Genomic DNA, 21,993 nt, shown 5'->3' with positions numbered 1-21,993 from the left:
CTATGTCGGGAAGGGATAAGCGCTGAAAGCATCTAAGCGCGAAGCCCACCTCAAGATAAGACTTCCCACACGGTCAACGTGGTAAGACCCCTTGTAGACGACAAGGTTGATAGGCTGGAGGTGTACGTGCCGCGAGGCATTCAGCTGACCAGTACTAATAGGTCGAGGGCTTATCCTAAGCAAACAGGCGCAAGCCTCACTCATATAAACATTCGCATCCAGTTTTCAGGGAACACAACAAAAACATGCGGTCATAGCTCAGTTGGTAGAGCACCACCTTGACATGGTGGGGGTCACAGGTTCGAGTCCTGTTGATCGCACCATTACAACGTCTCGTGATAATTGCGGAGAGGCCACACCCGTTCCCATCCCGAACACGGAAGTTAAGCTCTCCAGCGTCGATGGTACTTGGGCCGCAGGGTCCTGGGAGAGTAGATCGTCGCGAGGCGATTTTTGTTCTATAGCGCGAGCTTTCAAAAAGAAATAAGATCCGATCCAGAACAATGGGCGGATCTTTTTTGACTATAATGTCTAATAGAGCATTCAAACTCATGCGATACAAGTATAAGAAAGCACGTCCCGAGTCACGAAGAGATTCAATACTGAAGCATCAGTTTCAAAAAGATCCCGACCCTGACAATGGTGGGATCTTTTTTATTACCTCGCCGATCAGGACATCCGTACTTATGCGATATAAAGATAAGAAAGCACGTCTCGAGTCACGAAGAGATTCAATACTGAAGCAACAGTTTCAAAAAGATCACGACCCAGACAATGGTGGAATCATTTTTATGATCACGGCTAGAGGGCTTCCAAACTCTTTCAGAACGAGAGAGCGGAACTTTTTGATGATCGCACCATAACAAGGCGCTCCAGGTCCGATAGACAATCTGAAACGGATGACTTGCTTTGTCGTCCTGTGGCAAACTTTATAAGCCGGGCACTTCACGTGAGACTCTAACCATCATAAGAAGTGCTAAAAACAAGCGGTGAGAGCGGATGGGGTGTCCCTTGGAGGAGCGAGTTGTTTTGGCTGGGTTTTGCCAAAACGTGTTTGAGCGGGGCAAGGGATACCCCATCCGCTCGGCCACGCAGCAACCGAAAACGAACTCAGAGAGCCCGCACACTTGCACCACCTCCAACGAAACGACCTGACATGATACGCACCTCTAAACGAGAGCATGTTCAAGAATTCACTCCCTAACCCACCCTCACCCCCAAAACTCCGATCATTTGTTTCACTTCGCCCCACATCCCCAGTTGAGTCAAACCATCACCCGTGATAAGATAAGTCCTGTCGCCGCGATACATCGGCTGACAGCATCACAAACAACAACCTGGAGGCTTAGCTCAGCTGGGAGAGCATCTGCCTTACAAGCAGAGGGTCGGCGGTTCGATCCCGTCAGCCTCCACCAAAGATCGGAATGTAGCGCAGCTTGGTAGCGCGCACGCTTCGGGAGCGTGAGGTCCAGGGTTCGAATCCCTGCATTCCGACCATCTTTACTAAAAGATCCCGCTTGCATCGCACCACGCAACGTGATATATTAGTAAACGTCGTCTCCAAGCGACAACAAACAACATGGCGGTCGTGGCGAAGTGGTTAACGCATCGGATTGTGGCTCCGACACTCGAGGGTTCGATTCCCTTCGATCGCCCCATTTTCATTTCAAAAAACGTTGGGGAGTCGCCAAGCGGTAAGGCAACGGACTTTGACTCCGTCATGCGAAGGTTCGATCCCTTCCTCCCCAGCCATACGTGCCCATAGCTCAGCTGGATAGAGCGTTTGACTACGAATCAAAAGGCCGGGAGTTCGAATCTCTCTGGGCACGCCATCTTCACTTCCTTAAATAAAATAAGGGCCCATAGCTCAGTTGGCTAGAGCGCACGACTGATAATCGTGAGGTCGGAAGTTCGAATCTTCTTGGGCCCACCAAAACGAAAAAAAGACCTGATCCATCGCGGATCAGGTCTTTTTTACATCCCGATATACTTCGCGTACAAACTGCGAGCCCGCGACACATCGTCCGTCCCTTGCACCAGCACACGGCCGTCCGGGAAGATCACCAACCGGATCTCCTCCGTCGCATAAAAGCGGAGCAAGAACTTATTGGCCTCCACCTTGCCACTCAGACGCAAGCGGTCGGCGAGCGCGGTGAGGTTGACTTCCATCGGTTCCGAAGGTGAGATCTGGATCGTGTTGCGGCCGCAAAGCGACGTCGTCTCGTCGCCTGTCGCCGGTTCCAGATACTCATACCGACCTTCCCCGCAGCAGGGGCAATCCGCACGGCGAGCGCGGGAGATATCGATCGTATGGGTCGCATACTCCCAAATGCTCACGTTTAACATCGACCGCCGCACCTTGTCCTTCGCCTCGACCAAGATCTTCATCGCTTCCACCGCTTGATACGAAGCGACGATGTGAATAATCGGTCCCAATACCCCGGCCGTGTCGCACGTCTGCACCGTCCCGGGAGCAGGCGCAGAGTCGAACAGGCAACGCAGACAAGGCGTTTCACCGGGAAGAACGGGCAGCGTCATGCCGTTCGCGCTCACACCGCCGCCGTACACCCAGGGCAGGCCGTGTTTGACGCAGACATCGTTGATCAAAAACCGCACTTGAAAATTATCTGTGCCATCCAACACCAAATCCACATCGGACAGCAGTGCCTCCGCATTTTGCCACGTCAAATCAGCCACGACCGGCTCGATCTCCACGCCGGAGTTGACCGCCCGCAAACTCTCCGCAGCCGCAATCGCCTTGGGCAGTCCTTCTGCGGCGTGCGCTTCGTGGTACAGCATCTGCCGCTGCAAGTTGGAAGCCTCCACAAAATCGCGGTCGATCACCCGCACAAAGCCGACGCCGGCGCGCACCATATGGTTGGCCAGCACGGTGCCCAGCGCGCCCATCCCGACGATGGCCACGCGGCTGTTCAGCAGACGGCGCTGACCGTCCTCTCCAATCGGCGCAAAGAGGATCTGCCGCGAATAACGGCTCATATTCAAATCATTCATCTGCTTACACCTCCGAGCTTCCCGGCTTGGTCGGGTCCCAAGGGCCTTGTTGGTGCCCCATCCATTCGGTGCCGTCCGACCAATTTTCTTTTTTCCAGATCGGCACGATCTCCTTCAACCGCTCAATCGCATAGCGTCCCGCCTCATACGAAGCGGCGCGGTGCGGGGTGGCGACCGCGATCACGACCGCTGCGTCTTCGATCTCCAGCCGGCCGATCCGGTGCGCCATCGCCACGCGGGTGCCGGGCCAGCGCTGATCGATCTCGTCTGCGATCTGCTCCATCATCTTCACGGCCATCGGTTCATACGCCTCATATTCGAGGTGAGTCGTGATCTTGCCGTGCGTCAGTTCGCGGACGGTGCCGACGAACAGATTGATCGCGCCGCAGTGAGGATGGCGCACTTTGGCCAGCGTCCCTTCCACGGAAAGCGGTTCGGCTGTAATCAGGAATCGGCGGTTATCCGCCACCTCGTCCTGACCGCCCGACACCGGCGGCAAGATCGCCACTTCGTCGCCCGGTTGCAAGACAGTGTCCGATGTCGCATAGCTTTGATTGACAGATGCGAAAGAGATGCGCAATATCTCTGCCGAGGCAGGATTCTGCTCGCTGATCACCGAAAATAGATCGGATACGCGTGCGCCGTCGGGGAGTTCGCCCTGCCAGATCGGGGAGCCGACCGCTTGGGCCACGCCGGCGAACAGTTTGACTTCCATATACATGAAGAAAAACTCCTTTGCTGTGCGAGATGTACGTTGACATACAGAAAGATTCATTGAAATCGTTCATCATGAGAATAACATAAGGCCATGCACCTGACCATGATTTCATCTGACTCCATTTTCCGTGAAAGGGGTGAAGACAAAGTGCTGCTAATCGACCGATTTGGCCGTACTCACGATTATCTGCGCATCTCGGTCACCGACCGATGCAATCTGCGCTGCCGCTACTGCATGCCAGCGGAGGGATTGGAGTTTTTGCCAAATGACCGTGTGCTGAGCTTTGACGAGATCGAGGAGGTCGTACGCGTCGGAGCACGGCTTGGCATCAGGCGGCTGCGCATCACCGGCGGCGAACCGCTGGTGCGACCGAACTTGGAAGGTCTGATCGAGCGATTGTCTGCCATCGAGGGCATCGACGACATCGCCTTGACGACGAACGGCATTTACCTCGCCCAGCGCGCGCAGGCTTTGAAAGCGGCCGGTGTGACGCGGGTCAACATCTCGCTGGATTCGCTCCGGGCGGATCGGTTTGAAAAAATCACCCGCGGGGGCGACCTCAAACGCGTACTTGATGCGCTCGACGCGGCCTACGAGGTCGGATTTGCGCCCGTAAAGATCAACTGTGTGCTGATGAAAGGGTTTAATGACGACGAGATCGACGATTTCCTGCGTCTGTCCATCGAAAAACCGCTCACAGTCCGGTTCATCGAATACATGCCGATCGGCCATGAAGGGGACGATTGGAAAGGAAGTTATCTGCCTCTGGACGAGGTGCACAAGCGCGCCGCAGCCAACGGATGGGCGACGACCGCGCTGGAAAAAGAGATCAAAGGCAACGGGCCGGCCAACTATTTCCGCATCGAAGGCGCGGCAGGCGAATTTGGGCTGATCCATCCGGTCAGCGATCATTTCTGCGGGTCGTGCAACCGGCTCCGCTTGACGGCCGACGGCAATCTCAAGCCGTGCCTGTACTGGATCGACGAGTTTAACGTCAAGCACGCGATCGGCGATGAAGAAAAGATGATCGCTCTGTTCCGGCGCGCGCTCGACAACAAGCCGGAAACGCATGAGATGGCGCAAGCTCTCGAGGGAGCGGAGCGTTCGCATACGCCGACCTTGCGCCGGATGTCGCAGATCGGCGGATAGACACGGGGGAGGCAGGAGCGGTGACGGAGAAATTGACGCACTTTAACGAGCAAGGGCGCGCCCACATGGTCGACGTCACGCAGAAGCAAGCGACGCGGCGCGAGGCGACCGCCTACGCGCAGATCGTGATGCGGGCGGAGACGATGGCGTTGATTCGCGAGGGCAAGATGAAAAAAGGCGACGTGCTCGCCGTGGCGCAGGTCGCCGGGATCATGGCAGCCAAAAAGACGCCGGAGATCATCCCGATGTGCCATCCGCTGCCGCTGACGAAAGTGGATGTGCGGTTTGAAGAAGGGGCTGTGACCGGGGAGGAAGCATTGCTCGATCTCTACGCGACGGTGGCGACGACCTATCAAACCGGAGTCGAGATGGAAGCCTTGACCGCTGTGACGGCGGCGGCGCTTACTATCTATGACATGTGCAAAGCGGCGGACAAAGGCATGACGATCCGCGAGGTGCGCCTGGAAGAAAAGACCGGCGGCAAAAGCGGCGATTTCCGCCGCGAAGGGGGTCAATAGAGATGGCGAGATGGAAAGTGGGCATCCTGACAGCGAGCGACAAAGGCTCGGCAGGCGAACGCGAAGATCTCAGCGGACAGGTGATCCGTGAACTGGTGCAGGACGTCGGCGCGGAAGTGGTGCAGTACAACGTCGTGCCGGACGAACTGCACATCCTCAAGGAAACGCTGATCAAACACTGTGACATCGATCGTCTCGACCTCGTCGTCACGACGGGCGGCACCGGGCTTTCTCCCCGCGATGTGACACCGGAAGCGACGCTGGCGGTGATCGAGCGCGAAGTGCCGGGCATGGCGGAAGCGATGCGGGCAGTGTCCTTGCAAAAGACGCCGTTTGCGATGCTCTCACGGGCGGTGGTCGGGACGCGGGGCGGCACGTTGATCGTCAATCTGCCCGGCAGCCCGAAAGGCGTGCGCGAGTGCCTGGACGTGCTGTTGCCGGTCATCCCGCATGCGCTGGAGATCCTGCAAGGGCACACGGGCGAGCACAAGTCTTAGGCATCAGGCGCATTTTACATATAAGGAGACGGACGATGAAAGCTTTTGTGATTACAGGGGTATCCGGCGGTCTCGGACAGGCGTTATTTGAAAAGATCACAGCGGTGGATGGCGAGGTGAAAGTGATCGCGATCTCGCGCCGCTTTCTGCCGGAGCAAGAGGCGTTGGCAGCGGAGCAACCGGAGCGGGTGCGTCTGGTGCGACGCGATCTGAATCAGGTCGCCGAACTGCCGACGGCCGAAGAGTTTGCCGAATATCTGGCGGACGAGCGGATCGATGAGGTGGTGTTTATCAACAACGCGGCCATCGTCGACCCGATCGGAGCGGTCGGCAGCCTCGATCCGGCGGTGCTCATCGAGTCGTCCCAGATCAATCTGGCGGCGGCGATGGTGCTGACCAACGCGCTGTTTGCCGTCCCGAAAGTCGGAGAGGCCAAGGTCACGGTCCGCGTGTTGAACATCTCCTCCGGTGCTGCCAAGCGCGTGATCGCGGGCTGGGCGGCCTATTGCGCGGTCAAGGCGGGGAATGAGATGTTCTTCGATGTGCTGGCGGAGCAGTACGCGGATCAGCCGCATGTGCAGATCCACAACGTCAATCCAGGCGTGATGGACACCCGGATGCAAGGCAAGATCCGGGCGGCAGAGTTTCCGACCCGGCAGCGGTTTGTGTCGCTGAAAGAAGAAGGACAACTCCCGTCGCCGGAACAAGTGGCGACCAAGATCTGGGGCGAGTACATCTCCTCCTGAAAAAAGTTTTATTTTGAGTGAAACTTTTTGTCGGTTTCGCTCGTCTTTATAGATGTAGGATTTAGCACGGCTGGCTTATTTCGCGTTTGGCTAGCGTGGAAATAGGTCTGTTTTCTCCGCAACAGGCACTCCTGGCGGGAGTGGGAGAAACTGCTCGAGCTTATCATGAAGAAGAGACCCCTTTTTTCGAGCCAGGGGTCTCTTTTTCATTTTCTGGGGAAATACTAACCGTATCCAAAAATCGGGCCCAGGAAGGTGAGTGCGATGCGGTTTGCCGCCGAACGGCGGACGTCTGCTGTCAGAGTGTCGGGCGTTGCTCGTTGCGACCGAAAGACCAAACAACTGGTCAAGCGACTGCTCCCGGGTGAGATCGCGGTGATCCAGCATGTCGATCTTGACGAGGTGGCGGCGGACGGTCTGATCGCCGCCAAAGTGAAGGCGGTGATCAACACGTCCGCCTCGATCTCCGGCCGCTATCCGAATCTCGGTCCGCTGAAATTGGTCAAGGCGGGCATCGTGCTGCTCGATCAGGCACCGTCGGAACTGTTGATCGAATTGGCGGACGGGGCGGATGTGCAGTTGATCGACAATCTGATCGTCCGAGGCGACACGGTGATTGGACGGGGTGAACTGCTGGATGAAGAGCAGGTGCTGTCCCGAATGGCGCGGGCGATGACCAACGTGCGGGCGGAACTGCAACAGTTCGTGGAAAATACGCTCAGCTATGCCCAGATGGAAAAGCAGTTTTTCCTTGGCGAGCTGCCGGAACTCCACCTGCGGACGACCTGGGTCGGGCGTCATGTGCTGGTCGTGGTGCGGGGGCCGACATACAAGGAAGATCTGCGGGCGATCACGACCTACATAAGAGATTTGAAACCGGTGTTGATCGGGGTGGACGGCGGTGCGGATGCGCTGCTGGAGGTCGGATTTCGGCCGCAGGTGATCCTGGGGGATATGGACTCCGTCAGCGATGAGGCGCTGGCGTGCGGGGCGGAGTTGATCGTGCACGCCTATCAGGACGGACGAGCCCCAGGGCTTGAGCGGATCGAGCGGCTGGGATTGACAGCTCATACGTATCCGGCGCCCGGTACGAGCGAAGATGTGGCGATGCTGGTCGCCCATGAGCAAGGGGCGGAACTGATCGTCGCCGTCGGGACGCATTCGAACATGATCGACTTTCTGGAGAAAGGGCGGCGCGGCATGGCGAGCACGGTGCTGACGCGGATGCGGATCGGCAATCAATTGGTCGATGCCAAAGGCGTTTCTTTGCTCTATCACCGGGCTGCCGATTGGAAGGCGGCTTGTTTGGTGTTTGCGGCGGCGCTGGTACCACTTGGCATTTTGGCGTGGCTCAATCCGATCACGCGGCATTTTTTGCGGATGATCTGGTTGAATGTGAAGTTGTGGTTGGGGGTGTGAGCGCTGTACGGTTATCGGTATCACATCATCACGTGTATTTCTGTGTTTCTGGCGCTCGGGCTCGGTCTGTTGCTCGGCGGCACGTTTGGCGAGCAGGTGATCGTCAAAGAGCAGGTGCAACTGCTCGACCGTCTCGAAGACCGTTATACGCAGGCGAAGGCGGAGAATGTCAAACTCAAGCAGGAGTCGGTCGATCTCGATACGAAAGGCAGGCAGCTCCTGCATGTGGTGTCGCAGGTCAGCGATCATTATGTGCAAGACAGGCTGCCGGGGAAAAAGGTGGCGATCCTGCAGTTGGAACCGACCGAGCTGAGTGCGCTGTTGACCACGTTGGAGAAGGCGGGAGCGAATGTGACCAGCACGACGCTGATCACGAACAGTCGCCTGTTGTACGATCCAGCCGGTCTGTCTGAACTGGGCAAAGGGATGGCACACGCAGAAGGCGTGACGGCGCAGGAGCGGCAACAGCGGCTGCTGGAAGGCGTGGTGGACAGTCTCTATCGCGAGGGAAGTGACAGCACGCTGTTGACGGAGTTGCAGGAGAAACAGGCGTTGACGGTCAACGGCACGGTCGCGCAGGCTCCGGACGCCCTGATCCTGATCGGCGGGGCGGGGGATGAGAACCGGCAGCGGTTGTTGTCGCTCGATGTGCCGCTGCTCAAGGTGTTGCAGAGCAGAGGGTTGACGGTGGTCGGCACGGAGCCTTCGGAGGCGGCGCACTCCGGCGTGCGCTATTATCGCGAGCACGGGGTGTCGACGGTGGACAATGTCGATCAGACGACCGGGCTGGTGGCGCTGATCGACGTGCTAGGCGGGGCGAAGGGGCATTTCGGAGTGAAGAAGACGGCCGAGGCGCTGTTGCCAAAGCTGACCAATGCCAAAGAGGTGAGTGCACAGTGACCGAAGCGAGCAGAACTCCGAAAGTATGCGTGCTGATCCCGGCTTGGAATGAGGCGGATCGCATTGACCAGACGATCCTCGCCGTACGCACGCTGGAGCGGATCGACGAAGTGATCGTGATCGACGACGGCTCGACCGACGAGACGTACCGGGTGTCGCTGGAGGCCGGTGCGCGCGTGATCCGGCATACGACCAATTACGGCAAAGGAGCGGCGCTGTATTCCGGCATTTTGGCGACGTCTGCCGATGTGGTGGTGTTTCTCGATGCGGATATGACCGATTCGGCAGTCGAGGTGTGGAAATTGATCAGGCCGATCATGGAAAACCGCTGTGACATGACCATCGGGGTGTTGCCGCGACCGGGCAAGGGCGGATTTGGCATCGTGAAAAATTTTGCCCGCAACGGGATCAAAAAGCTCGGCGGCGTGGAGTTGCAGGCTCCTTTGTCGGGTCAGCGGGCTGTCAATCGCAAGGTGCTGAACGCGATCGGGTCGCTCGGCGACGGGTACGGGGTCGAGGTGGCGATGACGATCGATGCGGCGCGCAAAGGCATGCGGCTGCTGGAGGTCGAGGTGGAGATGAAGAATCGTGAATACGGGCGCGACCTGCGCGGATTTTGGCACCGGGGCAAGCAGTTGGTGCAGATCGCCCGCGTGCTGTACTCCAGAAGGCAGACGAGGTGACGAAACGATGGACGGATTGTTTTGGGGGACGACGGTGACGCTGTTGGCAGCGTATTGGGGAGCGTATCTGGGGATGCGGGTTCTGTTTCGGCCGCTGTCACAAGCGTTTGTGCGGGCGGGATTTGTCCGGCCGAACTTTCGCGGTGAGAAGATCCCGGTGGGGCTTGGCACCGCGCTGTGGCTGACGTTGGTGTTGGTCGGGGTGCTGTTGATGACGGCGAGCGAGTGGATGCCGGTGCCGTGGCTGATGCTGCACGATCTGATCGGCTGTCTCACCGTCTGCTCGCTGCTGTTTGCGGCGGGGTTGCTCGACGATGCGGTCGGCAACCGCGACGCGACCGGGCTGCGCGGACATCTATGCACGCTGGTGCGGGACGGCGTGATGACGACCGGGTTGATCAAAGCGGTCGTCGGCGTCGTCGCCGGTCTGTTTGGCGCGTGGTTGCTGGGGTCGCCGGGGTGGAGGTTGCCGCTCGATGCGCTGGTGATCGCGCTGTCGGCCAACTCGGTCAATCTGCTCGATCTGCGGCCAGGTCGCGCCTGCAAGGGGGTGCTGATCGGGCTGGTGGTGCTGACGCTCGTGTCGCTGCGGGCGGAGATGAGCCCGGTGTTTTGGCTGCTGCTCGGGTTGACGCTGGCCTATCTCCCCTATGATCTGCAGGCCCGCTCGATGATGGGTGATGCCGGGGCGAATTTGCTCGGCGGCGCACTCGGGGTGCTGGTGGTGACGACGTGCAGCGATGCGGCGGTGATCGGATGGTTGGCGTTTCTGGTGCTGTTTCATCTGTATACGGAGAAGTACTCGCTGTCGGAGGCGATTGAGAAAAACCGCTGGCTGCGCTGGTTTGATGTGCTGGGGCGAACTTGAAGAAAGTGGCGGAGTTTCCTCCAGATAAAAAGGCCCGTTCTCTCGAATCTTCTAGAAGAACAGAAGTTTGACTAGAGAGCAGGGAGGCACCATGAACAAACATTGGTGGATCGGTTCGGTGTCGGTGCTGGCTGCGGTTGCAGTCAGTGCCGTTTTCATGTTTTCGGAACAAGAGCAGCCGCAACATGTACAGGCGGTATCGGCTCCCGTTGATGATCGACCGTGGGAGGAGCCGGCAGTTGTAAAGCCGGTGAAAGCGGTGCTCGGGTATTATACGGTGTACCACCCGAAAGATGTAAAATCAAAGGAGTCTCTGGCGGCGTACGGAAGTTATCTCAACCAAATGTCGACGCAGACATTCACCGTCACAGAGACGGGGGAGGTCGCGGGCGACGCGCCGAGTGACTCTTTGCAAATCGCGAAGGATCAGCAGATCGGCACGTATGCGACGATCACAAATCAGAAAAATAACGATTTTAATAAAGATCTTGCGCACCTCATTCTCAGCGACGAGCAGGTGCGGCAACGGGCGGTTGCCCAATCCTTGCAACTCGTGCGGGAGGGCGGATTTGCCGGGGTCAATGTGGATTTTGAAAATATGCGCCCGACCGACCGTGATCTGTACACGCAGTTTGTGCGCGAATTGGGAGCGGCGTTGCGTCCGCACGGGTATCGGGTGATCGTCTCCACCGCTGCAAAGACGAGCGACTCTCCGAAGAGTTCGTGGATCGGCGCGTTTGATTATCGGGCGCTCGGCGAGGCAGCCGATCAGGTGCAGTTGATGACGTATGATGAGCACGGCCCGTGGGGGGAGCCCGGGCCGACGGCGAGCTTGCCGTGGGTGAAAAACGTGTTGACGTACGCCACCTCGCAGATACCGGCGGAGAAGATCTTGCTCGGGCTGCCCGCGTACGGCAACGACTGGAATCTCACCGCCGGCAAAGGGCACAAAGCGGTGGCGTGGAAGAACCTGCCGACTCTTTTGAAACAAACAGGTGCCGCGCCGCAGTGGGATGAGAAGAGTCAGACGCCGTATCTCCCCTACACCGCAGCAGACGGCACGCAGCACGTCGTCTGGTATGAGGACGCGCGCAGCATCGCGATCAAGGCCCGATTGGTCGAGGGGTTCGGACTGGCCGGTGTCGCGATGTGGCGGATGGGCTTGGAGAATGAGGAGTTCTGGCAGGCCGTCGAAAAGGGGCTCGGGGTGTGAGAGGAAGAACAGAGCTCGATACCCCCATGTTCCATGCCATAAAAAAATGCCGATCTCGGTGATTCGAGATCGGCATATTTGATTTACTCCATCTCCGCCAATCGCTCCAAAATACGCCGCTTGCGGTACAGCATCTTCGCTGTCTCCGCGAGTTCGTCGATGGTCTTTTTGTTGACGTAGGCGCCGAAGACCATCCCGGCCACGGGGATGAGTTGAAAAAGTTTCTTCCAGCCGTAGTTTTCCGCTTGGACGAGCAGGACCTCGCGCCAGCCTTGCAGTTGGGCGAAGACTTGCCGGTTGCGGTCCGGATCGCCGTATGCGGTGAGATCTTCGATGATCGCCTTTTTTCCCACAAAGTCGGACGAGGTGAACTGCAACACCTTGATCATAAACGCCCGCTCCGCTTTTTCCTTCGGGTCGTAGCCGTAGCAGATAGCGATCTCCTGCAACGTCTTCAGGGAAAGGCCGAGCAGGACCGGGATGTCGAGGGCGAGCGTGAACACGCCGCCAAATCCGGTGGTCGCGCCTTGGACGGTGGCAAATGTCGAGCGGGACTTGCTCAACTCGGCCGCTGTGCTGTCCATCAGCGACAGCGGCAGACGGGACAGCGATTCCAAAGTCAAAGTCGGATCGCCCGACGCTTTTTGAAAGCGTACCAGCAGACTGTCCGCGGAAATCAAATATTTGCCGCCCGTATCGATGTATCCGACCATCTCGTCCAGCGCCTCGCCCGCCTTTTTTTGCAAAAATTGGGGCGTCACTTTATCGAGCAATGCGAACGGCAGGCGGCCGAGCTTTTCCCAGAACCACAGATCTTTCTGGTCGGCCTCCCATTTTTCGACGATGAGCAGTTGTTCATGCAACGCCTCGCGAGTTTCCATCCGTTATTGGCCCATCCGCTTTTCCAATTCGTTGGTAATGATCGTGATCAGAAGCGCGTCGAACACGCCGTTGTTTTCCAGGACGGCCTGTTGGATCACGTCCCGCACGACATCTTGGCCGAGTTGTTGCGTGGCTTGGATGACGACCGGGTCTTTCATCAGATCGGTCATAAATTGCTCGACCTTGGCACCGGTCGCTCCCGCTTGGTCGAGCAGGAACTGCTGAAGGTCGGGATTTTCTTTCAATTTGTTCACGGCGTCTGTCGCCTGTTGGGTCAGGTCGTTCGCTTTTTCGGTCAGTTTGTCTTTGTTTTCTTGAGAAAGGACTTCTTGGCCCCCGATGGAGCACCCGGACGCCGTGGTCAGAACTGCAAAGGTCAACGCCGCTGCAAGCCATTTTTTCATCAATTGTCAGCTCCCTGATGGATCAGATTATTTGCTCTTCCAATCGGGCCGTTTGATCTTGTTGCGCTTTTTGTCGCGGTAGAAGACGAGGCCGCCGAGGAAGGCGATCCCGCCGGTCATCAGCACGCCGCCGATCAGCACGCGCCACCAAATCACGGTGCCGGGGTCGGCGAGTTTGTCGACGAGCGCGATGCGGATCAGGTTTAAGCCGTAGCCGGAGAGCAGGAAGACGCCGAGAAGCAGCGCCCAAACGAACACTTTTGCCATCTATGGTACACATCCTTTCATACGCATGAAGCACTCGAGAGTTTCATGTTTCATGATAGCCTACACGATTTCCAACCACAAGGGGCAGGAAATACCGTTCGGTTGTCGAAGTTTTTTGCATGCAAATTCTTTCACACACATGCAATCTGTTGCATAGATTCAGGGGGACAATCTACTGTGATCAACATACTGATCGTCGGAGCCGGGCGTGGGGGCACGGCTCTGTTGCGTGCGTTTCGAGATTTGGCCAGCGTGCATGTGGTCGGAATCGCCGACGTCGATCCGAATGCGCCTGGATTTGTGTTGGCCCGGTCGCTCGGAGTACCGACCGGGCAACGGTACGAGGCATTTTTTGACGGCAGTGTCGGCACGGTGCAGGTGGTGATCGAGGCGACCGGGCAGGCGGAGGTCTTCAAGGAGATCCAGGAACGCCGCCCGAAAGGCACGACGCTGATCCCGGGAGCGGTGGCCAATCTGATGATGAGGCTGCTGCTGGAGAAGGAGGAACTGATCCGGCAGCTGACCGTGTCGCGGCAGGAGCTCGGTGCGGTGCTCAACTCGACATACGATGCGATGATCGCGGTGAACAGCGAAGGGGTGATCACGCTGTTCAACCCGGCAGCTGAGCAACTGTCCGGCAAGGTGGCCGGCGAGATGGTCGGACGTCGGGCGTGTGAAGTGATCCCGAACTCCCGTCTGCATATTGTGTTGGAGACCGGCGTGCCGGAGCTCAACCAACTGCAGGAGTTTCACGCGACGACCCGCATCTTGACCAACCGGGTGCCGATGCGCGACGGGCAGGGCAATCTGGTCGGCGCGTTGGCCGTCTTTCGCGACATCACGGAGATTCAAAAGATGGCGGAGGAGGTCACAGACCTCAAGGAGATCCAACTGCTGCTGCAATCGATCATCCACTCCACGCAAGACGCGATCTCGGTCGTCGACACGGAAGGGCGGGGCATCCTGATCAACCCGGCCTATACGCGGCTGACCGGACTGCGCGAGGAAGAGGTGATCGGCAAGCCGGCCGACGTCGACATCGCCGAGGGCGAATCGATGCATCTGCAGGTGCTGAAGACGCGCAAACCGGTGCGCGGCGTGCCGATGAAGGTCGGACCGTACCGCAAAGAAGTCCTCGTCAACGTCGCGCCGATCGTCGTCGACGGTGAACTGAAAGGGTCCGTCGGGATCGTGCATGACATCTCAGAGATCGAAAATCTGACAAAAGAGCTCAACCAAGCCAAGCAGTTGATCCGCAAGTTGGAGGCCAAATATCAGTTTGAAGACATCATCGGTTCTTCCAATGAGATGCTGATGGCCATCGAGCAGGCGCGCAAAGCGGCGGAGACGCCCGCGACGGTGCTGCTGCGTGGCGAGTCGGGGACGGGGAAAGAGCTGTTTGCGCATGCGATTCACAACGCCAGCGAGCGGCGCTATTCGCAGTTTATCCGGGTCAATTGTGCGGCGATCTCGGAGTCGCTTTTGGAATCGGAGCTGTTCGGCTACGAGGAAGGGGCGTTTACCGGGGCCAAGCGTGGCGGCAAGAAAGGGTTGTTTGAAGAAGCGTCGGGCGGCACGATCTTTCTCGATGAGATCGGCGAACTGTCGATGAGCATGCAGGCGAAGATCTTGCGCGTGCTGCAGGAAAAGGAGATCCTGCGCGTCGGCGGGGCGAAAGCGACGCCGGTCAACGCGCGGGTGATCGCGGCGACAAACGTCAATCTGGAGCGGGCGATCCAGCAGGGCACGTTCCGGGAAGACTTGTACTACCGCCTGAACGTGCTGCCGATCATCATCCCGCCGCTGCGCTATCGCAAAGAGGATATCCCGGCGATCGGGTTGCGGTTGATTCATAAGTACAATCAAGAGTACGGTCGGGGCGTGGAGCAGATCTCGCCGCTGGCGGTCGGCAAGCTGATCGAGTACCAGTGGCCGGGCAACGTGCGCGAGTTGGAAAATGCAATCGGCCGGGCGATGATCAATATGAAGTTTACCGAGACGGTGATGGAGCCGCATCATCTGATACTGTACGGGCACCAAGCGCCGGGCAGCGGCGGCACCGCGACACAGCCGGTGGCCTGGGTTGCGGAGACGGTCGAGGACGCCGATCTGCCGCAGACGGGGGAACTGCGTTCGTTGGATGAGGTGGTCGGCGAAGCGGAACGTCTCTATATCACACGCGTCCTGCGGCAGACCAACGGCAACAAGACGGAGGCGGCGAAACGGCTGGGAATCGCGGTGCGCAGTCTGTATTACAAATTGGAAAAGTACGGCATCCAGTCATGACGCCTGCAATTTTTTGCAGGATCTTGCTTGCAAGAAATTGCATCGTCTTGCAAAAGATTGCATAAACAGAAACCGCCCTTTTTGGCTGACGGGCGGTTTTTTGCTTAGAAGGACGCTGTTTTCAGGCTTTCTGTAACCGCTTTCAGAAAAGTTGGCACGACCCTTGCATATAAAAATTGGCGTGAACCTTTTCGCGTCCAATTCTTTTTTGTCTCTAGCTTATAACTGGCGCAAAGAAAGCAGATAACTAACCATATCTGCCGTTCACTACCACCTCTGGCTCAAGTATGGTATTCTGGCAACTGGGGCATGAGGTGCTTCTAATACCTCGTCTTAACTTTCTGAAAACTACTGAATGACTCTAAAGGGGGATTTGTCATGAAAATTTTTGAATATATGGAGAAGTATGATTACGAGCAACTCGTATTCTGCCACGATGAAGCGTCCGGTCTGAAGGCGATCATCGCGATCCACGACACGACGCTCGGTCCGGCACTCGGGGGCACCCGCATGTGGGTGTATGAAAACGAAGAGGCAGCGATTGAAGACGCGCTGCGCCTGGCGCGCGGCATGACCTATAAAAACGCGGCGGCCGGCCTGAACCTTGGCGGCGGCAAGACCGTCATCATCGGCAACCCGCGCACCGACAAATCGGAAGCGCTGTTCCGCGCATTCGGCCGCTACGTCGAATCCCTCAACGGCCGCTACATCACCGCAGAGGACGTCGGCACCTCCGTCCAAGACATGGACTGGATCCACATGGAAACCGACTTTGTCACCGGCGTATCGGAAACCTACGGTTCCTCGGGCAACCCGTCTCCGATGACCGCTCTCGGCTGCTTCGTCGGCCTGAAAGCGGCGGCGAAAGAAGCGTTTGGCACCGACGACCTCACCGGCAAGACGGTTGCGGTCCAAGGCGTGGGTAACGTCGGCTACTACCTCTCCAAACACCTGCATGAGGCGGGCGCGAACCTGATCGTCACCGACATCAACCAAGACTCCATCGACCGCGCAGTGACCGAGTTCGGCGCGAAAGTGGTGGCACCGAACGAGATCTTCGGCGTCGAATGCGACATCTTCGCACCGTGCGCACTGGGTGCGATCATCAACGATGACACGATCCCGCAGCTCAAGTGCAAAGTGGTGGCAGGCTCCGCAAACAACCAGCTCAAAGAAGAGCGTCACGGCGACATCCTGAACGAGATGGGCATCGTTTATGCGCCGGACTACGTCATCAACTCCGGCGGCGTCATCAACGTGGCGGACGAACTGGAAGGCTACAACGCCGAGCGCGCTCGCAAGAAAGTGGAGAACATCTACAACATCATCGCGAACATCATCGAGATCTCCAAGCGCGACGGCATCCCGACCTACAAGGCGGCTGACCGTATGGCAGAAGAGCGCATCGCCATCATGCGCCGCACCCGCTCCAACTTCCTGCGCAAGGAAAAGTCCCTGATCCAGCGCTAATCTCGAACGCAGCTCACATCTAATTACGTAGAGAGTCCTAGATTTGAAGGGAGCCTTTGATCCATGTCGGAACAATTGGATTTGGTCATCTTGGGCGGCGGAACCGGCGGCTATGTAGCCGCCATCCGCGCCGCTCAGCTCGGTTTGAAGGTCGCGGTCGTTGAAAAGGATAAGGTCGGCGGCACCTGCCTGCATCGCGGGTGCATCCCGTCGAAGGCGCTGCTGAAGAGCGCCGACATGCTGGCGACGGCGCAAAAGTTGAAAGACTTCGGCGTGGAGATCGACGGCGGCGTATCCTTGAACTTCGGCACCGTGATGGGACGCAAGCAAAAGATCATCAACAACCTGCACAAAGGCGTGCAGAGCCTGTTGAAAAAACATAACATCGAAGTGATCGAAGGCATCGGCCGCATCATGGGTCCGTCGATCTTCTCGCCGACCGCAGGCGCGGTCTCGGTGGAGCGGGCGAACGGCGAGAGCGAGATCATCTCGCCGCGCAACGTGATCGTGGCGACCGGCTCCCGTCCGCGCACGCTCGGCAACTTGCCGATCGACGGCAAGTATGTCAAGACGTCCGACGAAGCGCTGGAGATGGAAGAGTTGCCGAAGTCGGCGATCATCATCGGCGGCGGCGTGATCGGGATCGAGTGGGCGTCGATGCTCTCCGACTTTGGCGTCGAAGTGACGGTCGTCGAGTTTGCTGATCGCATCCTCGCGTTGGAGGACGCTGACATCTCCGCTGAGATGGCCAAGCTGCTCGGCCGCCGCAAGAGCAAAGTCCGCATCCTGACCTCGACGGGTGCGCAGGCTGACACGCTGAAGATCGACGAAGCGAACGGCACCGCCTCCATCGATGTCAAAGTGAACATCGGCACCGACAAAGAAGCGGTCGAGACTCTCTCCGCTGAGATGATCCTCGTCTCGGTCGGCCGCGAGCCGAACGTGCAAAACATCGGCCTCGAGGCGACTGAGGTGGAAGTGGAGCGCGGCACGATCAAAGTCGATCACAACTTCCGCACCAAAGAACAAAACATCTTTGCCATCGGCGACGTGATCGCGACGCCGCAACTGGCACACGTGGCGTCTCATGAAGGCATCCACGCCGTCGAAGTGATCGCAGGGTTGAACCCGGCACCGATGAACTATAAAAACATCGCGCGCTGCACCTACACGCGTCCGGAGATCGCGTCGATCGGGTACACCGAGACGGAACTGCGCGAAGAAGGCCGCGAGATCAAGGTCGGCAAGTTCCCGTTCCGCGCCATCGGCAAGGCGCAGGTCAACGGCGAGATCGAAGGCTTTGTCAAGATCATCGCCGACGCAGAGACCAACGACCTGCTCGGCGTTCACATGATCGGTCAAAACGCGACCGACATGATCACGGAAGCGGCACTCGCCACCTTCCTCGACGCGACTCCGTGGGAGATCGCGCACACGATTCATCCGCATCCGACTCTCGCTGAAGCGATTGGCGAAGCGGCGCTGGCTGTTGATGGAAAAGCGATCCACATGTAAGGTGGTTCGCTCTTCATTGACCTTTACGACTGACTCGTTTAGGAGGTATGTCAGATGTCCAAACACGATTACAAAGAACTTGGCTTGACCGAAGAGCAAGTGCTCAATATGTATTATTTCATGCTGCTCGCCCGCAAGCTCGATGAGCGTTTCTGGCTGCTCAACCGCGCCGGCAAAATCCCGTTCGTCATCTCGTGCCAAGGCCAAGAGGCGGCTCAAGTCGGGGCAACGTTTGCGCTCGATAAAACGATCGACTACATCGCTCCGTACTACCGCGACCTCGGCTGTGTGCTCGTGTTCGGCCAAACGCCGACCGACATCATGATGTCAGCGTTTGCAAAGCCGGGCGACCCGAACTCGCACGGCCGTCAGATGCCGGGCCACTTCGGCGGTCGCAAGTACCGCATCCTGTCCGGTTCCTCGCCGGTCACCACCCAGTTCCCGCACGCAGTCGGTGCTGCTCTGGCAGCGAAGATGCGCGGCGAGAAATCGGTCGCGTACACGTCGACGGGGGAAGGTTCTTCCAACCAAGGCGACTTCCACGAAGCGGCAAACTTTGCAGCGGTGCACAAGCTCCCGGTGATCTTCTACGTCGAAAACAACGGCTATGCGATCTCCGTGCCGCTCGATAAGCAACTCGGCAACCACAACACGGCAGACCGTGCGGTCGGCTACGGCTTCCCGGGTCACTCCATCGACGGCAACGACGTGCTGGAGTGCTACAAGTACACGAAAGAGGCGGCAGAGCGCGCCCGCAACGGCGAAGGCCCGACCTTGATCGAAGCCCGCACCTACCGTCTGGTGCCGCACTCCTCGGACGACGATGATCGTGCGTACCGTTCCCGTGAAGAAGTCGAAGCGGCGAAGCAAAAGGACCCGATCCTCACGTTCGCCCAATACCTGCGCGACAAGGGTGTGCTCACCCCGGAGAAAGAACAAGAGATGAACGACAGCATCGCGAAAGCAGTCAACGAAGCGACTGACGAAGCGGAAAAAGCGCCGTTCTTCGATCCGGAAGACGCACTGACCCACGTCTACGAAGAGCGATAGGAGGCAGGAACCATGGCGATCAAATCGTACATTGAAGCAGTGACCGACGCGCTCAGAGAAGAGATGGAGCGCGACGAATCGATCTTTATCCTTGGTGAAGACGTCGGCGTGCGCGGCGGTGTATTCCGTGCCACGGCCGGCCTGATCGAGAAGTTTGGCGAAGAGCGCGTCATCGACTCCCCGCTCTCCGAATCTGCTATCGTCGGCGTCTCCATCGGCGCGGCGATGGTCGGTATGCGTCCGGTCGCAGAGATGCAGTTCGCCGACTTTATCTTCCCGGCGTACAACCAGATCGTCTCCGAGGCGGCTCGCATTCGCTACCGCACCAAGTCGGACTGGACGGTCCCGATGACGATCCGCGCTCCGTACGGCGGCGGCATCCACGGCGGGCTGTACCACTCGCAGTCGGTCGAAGCTCTGTTCCACCATGTGCCGGGCATCAAGATCGTAATGCCGTCCACCCCGTATGATGTCAAAGGTCTGCTCAAAGCGGCGATCCGCGACAACGACCCAGTGCTGTTCTTCGAGCACAAGCGCTGCTACCGCCTGATCAAAGGCGAAGTGCCGGACGAAGACTACACCATCGAGATCGGCAAAGGCGACGTCAAGCGCGAAGGCACCGACGTCACCGTCATCACCTACGGCCTGATGGTTCACTACACGCTGGAAGCGGCGGAAGTGCTGGAGAAAGAGGGCATCTCGACGCACGTCATCGACCTGCGTTCGATCAAGCCGCTCGACAAAGAACTGATCATCGAAGGCGCGAAAAAGACCGGCAAAGTGCTGATCGTGCACGAAGACGGCAAGTTTGGCGGCGTCGGCGGCGAGATCTCCGCGATCATCGCCGAGGAAGCACTGTTTGACCTTGACGCGCCGATCCAGCGTCTGGCTGGCCCGGACGTGCCGGGGATGCCGTATTCGCCGCCGCAAGAGAAGTTCTACATGCTGAACCCGACTAAAATTGCGGACGCGATTCGCAAACTGGCTGAATTCTAATCGCTCTTCATTCGCAGACAGGAGGCAAGGCAGACATGGCAACTCTCTTGATGCCGCAACTTGGCGAATCGGTCACTGAAGGCACCATCGCCAAATGGCTGAAGCAAGTAGGCGACAAAATCAACAAATACGACCCGCTCGCCGAGGTCATCACCGATAAAGTAAACGCAGAGGTGCCGTCCGAATTTGTCGGCACCCTGACGGAGATCCTCGTACCGGAAGGCGCAACGGTTGCCGTCGGCACACCGATCGCCGTCATCACCGAGGAAGGCGCAGCACCTGCTCCGGCGGCAGCAACTCCCGCGGCAGCAGCAGCACCGACCCCGGCAGCAGCACCGGCTGCACCGTCCGCTCCGGTCGCAGCACCGGCTCCGGCTGCGAAGCAACCGGGCGGCCCGCGCTTCTCGCCGGCTGTCATGGCGATGATCCAAGAGCACGGCGTCGACCCGAGCCTGATCACCGGCACGGGGGCCGGCGGCCGCATCACCCGCAAAGACGTGCAGGCGTTCCTCGCAAACGGCGGCGCAGCGGCAGCGGCTGCTCCGACGGCCGGCCTGACCAAGACGGAAGAAGACCTGTCCTCCGTGGCAGCTCCGACCATGCCGGCGACCGGCCTGACGGAACTGGGCGCGCAAGGCGTTTCGCAAGCGGCTGCCGCTCCGGCACCGGTTGCAAAAGCTCCGGCGTACCAAGCGGCAGACGGCGACACCGTCATCGAAGCGACCAACGTGCGCAAGACGATTGCCCGCCGCATGGTCGAGTCGAAGCACAACGCGCCGCACGCGTGGACGATGATCGAAGTCGACGTGACCAACCTCTCCAAATTCCGCGACAAGTCGAAAGGCGAGTTCAAGAAAAAAGAGGGCGTCAACCTGACCTTCCTGCCGTTCTTCATCAAAGCGGTCGTCGAGGCGTTGAAAGAATATCCGATCATCAACTCGACATGGCAGGATGACAAGATTATTATTAAAAAAGACATCAACATCTCGATTGCCGTCGCATCGGACGACGCGCTGTACGTCCCGGTCATCAAAAATGCCGACCGCCTGAGCGTGCTCGGCCTCGCGCATGCGATCAACGACCTGGCTGCACGCGCCCGTTCCGGCCGTCTGACCGCAAACGACATGTCGGGCGGCACGTTCACCGTGAACAACACCGGTGCGTTCGGCTCGATCCAGTCGATGCCGATCATCAACGCGCCGCAAGCGGCGATCCTCTCCATGGAGTCGATTGTCAAGCGTCCGGTCGTGATGCCGGATGACTCGTTCGCGATCCGCTCGATGGTCAACCTGTGCATGTCGCTCGACCACCGCGTGCTCGACGGTTGGGTCTGCGGTCAGTTCCTGCAGTCGGTGAAGAAACGTCTGGAGACGATGACCGACCCGACCTTGTACTAGGCG

20 protein-coding genes, 7 tRNA genes and 2 rRNA genes are annotated in these 21,993 nt (G+C 58.5%); 24 read left to right on the top strand and 5 right to left on the bottom strand.

Going from position 1 to position 21,993, the window contains the following annotated elements:
* The 9 genes from OS242_RS04340 to OS242_RS04300 all read left to right on the top strand — a co-directional run.
* Positions 1-178: ribosomal RNA gene (locus OS242_RS04340) — 23S ribosomal RNA — on the top strand; the annotation flags it as partial.
* A 69-nt stretch (positions 179-247) separates the two neighbouring features.
* Positions 248-323, top strand: a tRNA-Val gene (locus OS242_RS04335).
* Positions 324-331: 8 nt separating this feature from the next.
* A 5S ribosomal RNA gene (gene rrf, locus OS242_RS04330) occupies positions 332-448 on the top strand.
* A gap of 891 nt (positions 449-1,339) precedes the next feature.
* A tRNA-Val gene (locus tag OS242_RS04325) sits at positions 1,340-1,415 on the top strand.
* Between the two features lie 5 nt (positions 1,416-1,420).
* Positions 1,421-1,497, top strand: a tRNA-Pro gene (locus OS242_RS04320).
* Positions 1,498-1,582: 85 nt separating this feature from the next.
* Positions 1,583-1,658, top strand: a tRNA-His gene (locus OS242_RS04315).
* A 19-nt stretch (positions 1,659-1,677) separates the two neighbouring features.
* Positions 1,678-1,752 (top strand) — tRNA-Gln (locus OS242_RS04310).
* Between the two features lie 3 nt (positions 1,753-1,755).
* A tRNA-Arg gene (locus OS242_RS04305) sits at positions 1,756-1,832 on the top strand.
* Between the two features lie 24 nt (positions 1,833-1,856).
* Positions 1,857-1,933, top strand: a tRNA-Ile gene (locus tag OS242_RS04300).
* 41 nt (positions 1,934-1,974) lie between these two features.
* Here the strand turns inward: OS242_RS04300 and OS242_RS04295 are convergent.
* Positions 1,975-3,012, bottom strand: coding sequence for a ThiF family adenylyltransferase (locus OS242_RS04295; protein WP_267150396.1), 1,038 nt, complete (start codon positions 3,010-3,012; stop codon positions 1,975-1,977).
* Positions 3,013-3,016: 4 nt separating this feature from the next.
* Positions 3,017-3,733 (bottom strand): molybdenum cofactor biosynthesis protein, encoded by a 717-nt coding sequence (locus OS242_RS21310; protein ID WP_323372899.1) that lies wholly within the window; start codon positions 3,731-3,733, stop codon positions 3,017-3,019.
* 144 nt (positions 3,734-3,877) lie between these two features.
* On the opposite strand from OS242_RS21310, the gene moaA reads away from it, so the two are divergent.
* The 9 genes from moaA to OS242_RS04240 all read left to right on the top strand — a co-directional run bounded on the left by moaA (position 3,878) and on the right by OS242_RS04240 (position 11,723).
* The gene (gene moaA / locus OS242_RS04280) at positions 3,878-4,879 is read left to right on the top strand and encodes a GTP 3',8-cyclase MoaA (protein WP_267150395.1); all 1,002 of its coding nucleotides are present in this window, start codon (positions 3,878-3,880) and stop codon (positions 4,877-4,879) included.
* Between the two features lie 20 nt (positions 4,880-4,899).
* The gene (moaC, locus tag OS242_RS04275; RefSeq protein WP_267150394.1) at positions 4,900-5,397 is read left to right on the top strand and encodes a cyclic pyranopterin monophosphate synthase MoaC; all 498 of its coding nucleotides are present in this window, start codon (positions 4,900-4,902) and stop codon (positions 5,395-5,397) included.
* Between the two features lie 2 nt (positions 5,398-5,399).
* The gene (locus OS242_RS04270) at positions 5,400-5,894 is read left to right on the top strand and encodes a MogA/MoaB family molybdenum cofactor biosynthesis protein (protein ID WP_267150393.1); all 495 of its coding nucleotides are present in this window, start codon (positions 5,400-5,402) and stop codon (positions 5,892-5,894) included.
* Positions 5,895-5,929: 35 nt separating this feature from the next.
* Positions 5,930-6,640, top strand: a complete 711-nt coding sequence (locus tag OS242_RS04265) for an SDR family NAD(P)-dependent oxidoreductase (protein ID WP_267150392.1) — start codon at positions 5,930-5,932, stop codon at positions 6,638-6,640.
* A 264-nt stretch (positions 6,641-6,904) separates the two neighbouring features.
* A complete protein-coding gene (gene steA, locus OS242_RS04260; protein WP_267150391.1) occupies positions 6,905-8,059 on the top strand; it encodes a putative cytokinetic ring protein SteA in 1,155 nt (384 codons plus the stop codon).
* Positions 8,060-8,062: 3 nt separating this feature from the next.
* Positions 8,063-8,959, top strand: coding sequence for a copper transporter (locus OS242_RS04255; protein ID WP_323372901.1), 897 nt, complete (start codon positions 8,063-8,065; stop codon positions 8,957-8,959).
* Positions 8,956-9,642 (top strand): glycosyltransferase family 2 protein, encoded by a 687-nt coding sequence (locus tag OS242_RS04250; RefSeq protein WP_267150390.1) that lies wholly within the window; start codon positions 8,956-8,958, stop codon positions 9,640-9,642. The genes OS242_RS04255 and OS242_RS04250 overlap by 4 nt, the downstream gene beginning before the upstream one ends.
* Positions 9,643-9,649: 7 nt before the next feature.
* Entirely contained in the window at positions 9,650-10,510 is an 861-nt protein-coding gene (locus OS242_RS04245) for an MraY family glycosyltransferase (protein WP_267150389.1), read from the top strand.
* A gap of 91 nt (positions 10,511-10,601) precedes the next feature.
* Entirely contained in the window at positions 10,602-11,723 is a 1,122-nt protein-coding gene (locus OS242_RS04240) for a glycosyl hydrolase family 18 protein (RefSeq protein WP_267150388.1), read from the top strand.
* Between the two features lie 83 nt (positions 11,724-11,806).
* Here the strand turns inward: OS242_RS04240 and OS242_RS04235 are convergent, their stop codons facing one another.
* Genes OS242_RS04235 through OS242_RS04225 form a run of 3 tightly spaced genes read right to left on the bottom strand, consistent with a single transcriptional unit; the run spans position 11,807 to position 13,276 of the window.
* A complete protein-coding gene (locus OS242_RS04235) occupies positions 11,807-12,604 on the bottom strand; it encodes an EcsC family protein (RefSeq protein WP_267150387.1) in 798 nt (265 codons plus the stop codon).
* A 3-nt stretch (positions 12,605-12,607) separates the two neighbouring features.
* Complete coding sequence (locus OS242_RS04230; protein ID WP_267150386.1) at positions 12,608-13,009, bottom strand: hypothetical protein; 402 nt, start codon at positions 13,007-13,009, stop codon at positions 12,608-12,610.
* A gap of 27 nt (positions 13,010-13,036) precedes the next feature.
* The gene (locus tag OS242_RS04225; protein WP_267150385.1) at positions 13,037-13,276 is read right to left on the bottom strand and encodes a DUF2627 family protein; all 240 of its coding nucleotides are present in this window, start codon (positions 13,274-13,276) and stop codon (positions 13,037-13,039) included.
* A gap of 177 nt (positions 13,277-13,453) precedes the next feature.
* Here OS242_RS04225 and OS242_RS04220 point away from each other — a divergent pair, with 177 nt between their 5' ends.
* From OS242_RS04220 to OS242_RS04195, 6 genes are all read left to right on the top strand, one after another.
* Positions 13,454-15,562: a sigma 54-interacting transcriptional regulator gene (locus tag OS242_RS04220; RefSeq protein WP_267150384.1), complete on the top strand. Its 2,109-nt coding sequence runs from the start codon at positions 13,454-13,456 to the stop codon at positions 15,560-15,562.
* A gap of 378 nt (positions 15,563-15,940) precedes the next feature.
* Positions 15,941-17,032, top strand: a complete 1,092-nt coding sequence (locus tag OS242_RS04215) for a Glu/Leu/Phe/Val family dehydrogenase (protein WP_267150383.1) — start codon at positions 15,941-15,943, stop codon at positions 17,030-17,032.
* 63 nt (positions 17,033-17,095) lie between these two features.
* Positions 17,096-18,547 (top strand): dihydrolipoyl dehydrogenase, encoded by a 1,452-nt coding sequence (lpdA, locus tag OS242_RS04210; RefSeq protein WP_267150382.1) that lies wholly within the window; start codon positions 17,096-17,098, stop codon positions 18,545-18,547.
* Positions 18,548-18,601: 54 nt separating this feature from the next.
* A complete protein-coding gene (locus OS242_RS04205; RefSeq protein ID WP_267150381.1) occupies positions 18,602-19,597 on the top strand; it encodes a thiamine pyrophosphate-dependent dehydrogenase E1 component subunit alpha in 996 nt (331 codons plus the stop codon).
* A 12-nt stretch (positions 19,598-19,609) separates the two neighbouring features.
* Positions 19,610-20,593 (top strand): alpha-ketoacid dehydrogenase subunit beta, encoded by a 984-nt coding sequence (locus OS242_RS04200; RefSeq protein ID WP_267150380.1) that lies wholly within the window; start codon positions 19,610-19,612, stop codon positions 20,591-20,593.
* Positions 20,594-20,628: 35 nt separating this feature from the next.
* Positions 20,629-21,990 carry a dihydrolipoamide acetyltransferase family protein gene (locus tag OS242_RS04195; RefSeq protein ID WP_267150379.1) on the top strand — a complete coding sequence of 454 codons (1,362 nt, stop codon included), beginning with the start codon at positions 20,629-20,631 and terminating at the stop codon, positions 21,988-21,990.
* Positions 21,991-21,993 lie beyond the last annotated feature (3 nt).

Origin of the sequence: Tumebacillus lacus, assembly GCF_026410385.1 — a bacterium.
GTDB classification, from domain to species: domain Bacteria; phylum Bacillota; class Bacilli; order Tumebacillales; family Tumebacillaceae; genus Tumebacillus; species Tumebacillus lacus.
The sequence above is the reverse complement of the archived record's forward strand: the minus strand, read 5'-3'. Positions and strand labels throughout refer to the sequence as shown.

Bases quoted from the DNA above. Each gene is read 5' to 3' on its own strand.
- OS242_RS04295 (WP_267150396.1), bottom strand. From the start codon at position 3,012: ATGAATGATTTGAATATGAGCCGTTATTCGCGGCAGATCCTCTTTGCG.
- OS242_RS21310 (WP_323372899.1), bottom strand. From the start codon at position 3,733: ATGTATATGGAAGTCAAACTGTTCGCCGGCGTGGCCCAAGCGGTCGGC.
- OS242_RS04270 (WP_267150393.1), top strand. From the start codon at position 5,400: ATGGCGAGATGGAAAGTGGGCATCCTGACAGCGAGCGACAAAGGCTCG.
- OS242_RS04265 (WP_267150392.1), top strand. From the start codon at position 5,930: ATGAAAGCTTTTGTGATTACAGGGGTATCCGGCGGTCTCGGACAGGCG.
- steA (WP_267150391.1), top strand. From the start codon at position 6,905: ATGCGGTTTGCCGCCGAACGGCGGACGTCTGCTGTCAGAGTGTCGGGC.
- OS242_RS04245 (WP_267150389.1), top strand. From the start codon at position 9,650: ATGGACGGATTGTTTTGGGGGACGACGGTGACGCTGTTGGCAGCGTAT.
- OS242_RS04240 (WP_267150388.1), top strand. From the start codon at position 10,602: ATGAACAAACATTGGTGGATCGGTTCGGTGTCGGTGCTGGCTGCGGTT.
- OS242_RS04235 (WP_267150387.1), bottom strand. From the start codon at position 12,604: ATGGAAACTCGCGAGGCGTTGCATGAACAACTGCTCATCGTCGAAAAA.
- OS242_RS04230 (WP_267150386.1), bottom strand. From the start codon at position 13,009: ATGAAAAAATGGCTTGCAGCGGCGTTGACCTTTGCAGTTCTGACCACG.
- OS242_RS04225 (WP_267150385.1), bottom strand. From the start codon at position 13,276: ATGGCAAAAGTGTTCGTTTGGGCGCTGCTTCTCGGCGTCTTCCTGCTC.
- OS242_RS04215 (WP_267150383.1), top strand. From the start codon at position 15,941: ATGAAAATTTTTGAATATATGGAGAAGTATGATTACGAGCAACTCGTA.
- lpdA (WP_267150382.1), top strand. From the start codon at position 17,096: ATGTCGGAACAATTGGATTTGGTCATCTTGGGCGGCGGAACCGGCGGC.
- OS242_RS04205 (WP_267150381.1), top strand. From the start codon at position 18,602: ATGTCCAAACACGATTACAAAGAACTTGGCTTGACCGAAGAGCAAGTG.
- OS242_RS04200 (WP_267150380.1), top strand. From the start codon at position 19,610: ATGGCGATCAAATCGTACATTGAAGCAGTGACCGACGCGCTCAGAGAA.
- OS242_RS04195 (WP_267150379.1), top strand. From the start codon at position 20,629: ATGGCAACTCTCTTGATGCCGCAACTTGGCGAATCGGTCACTGAAGGC.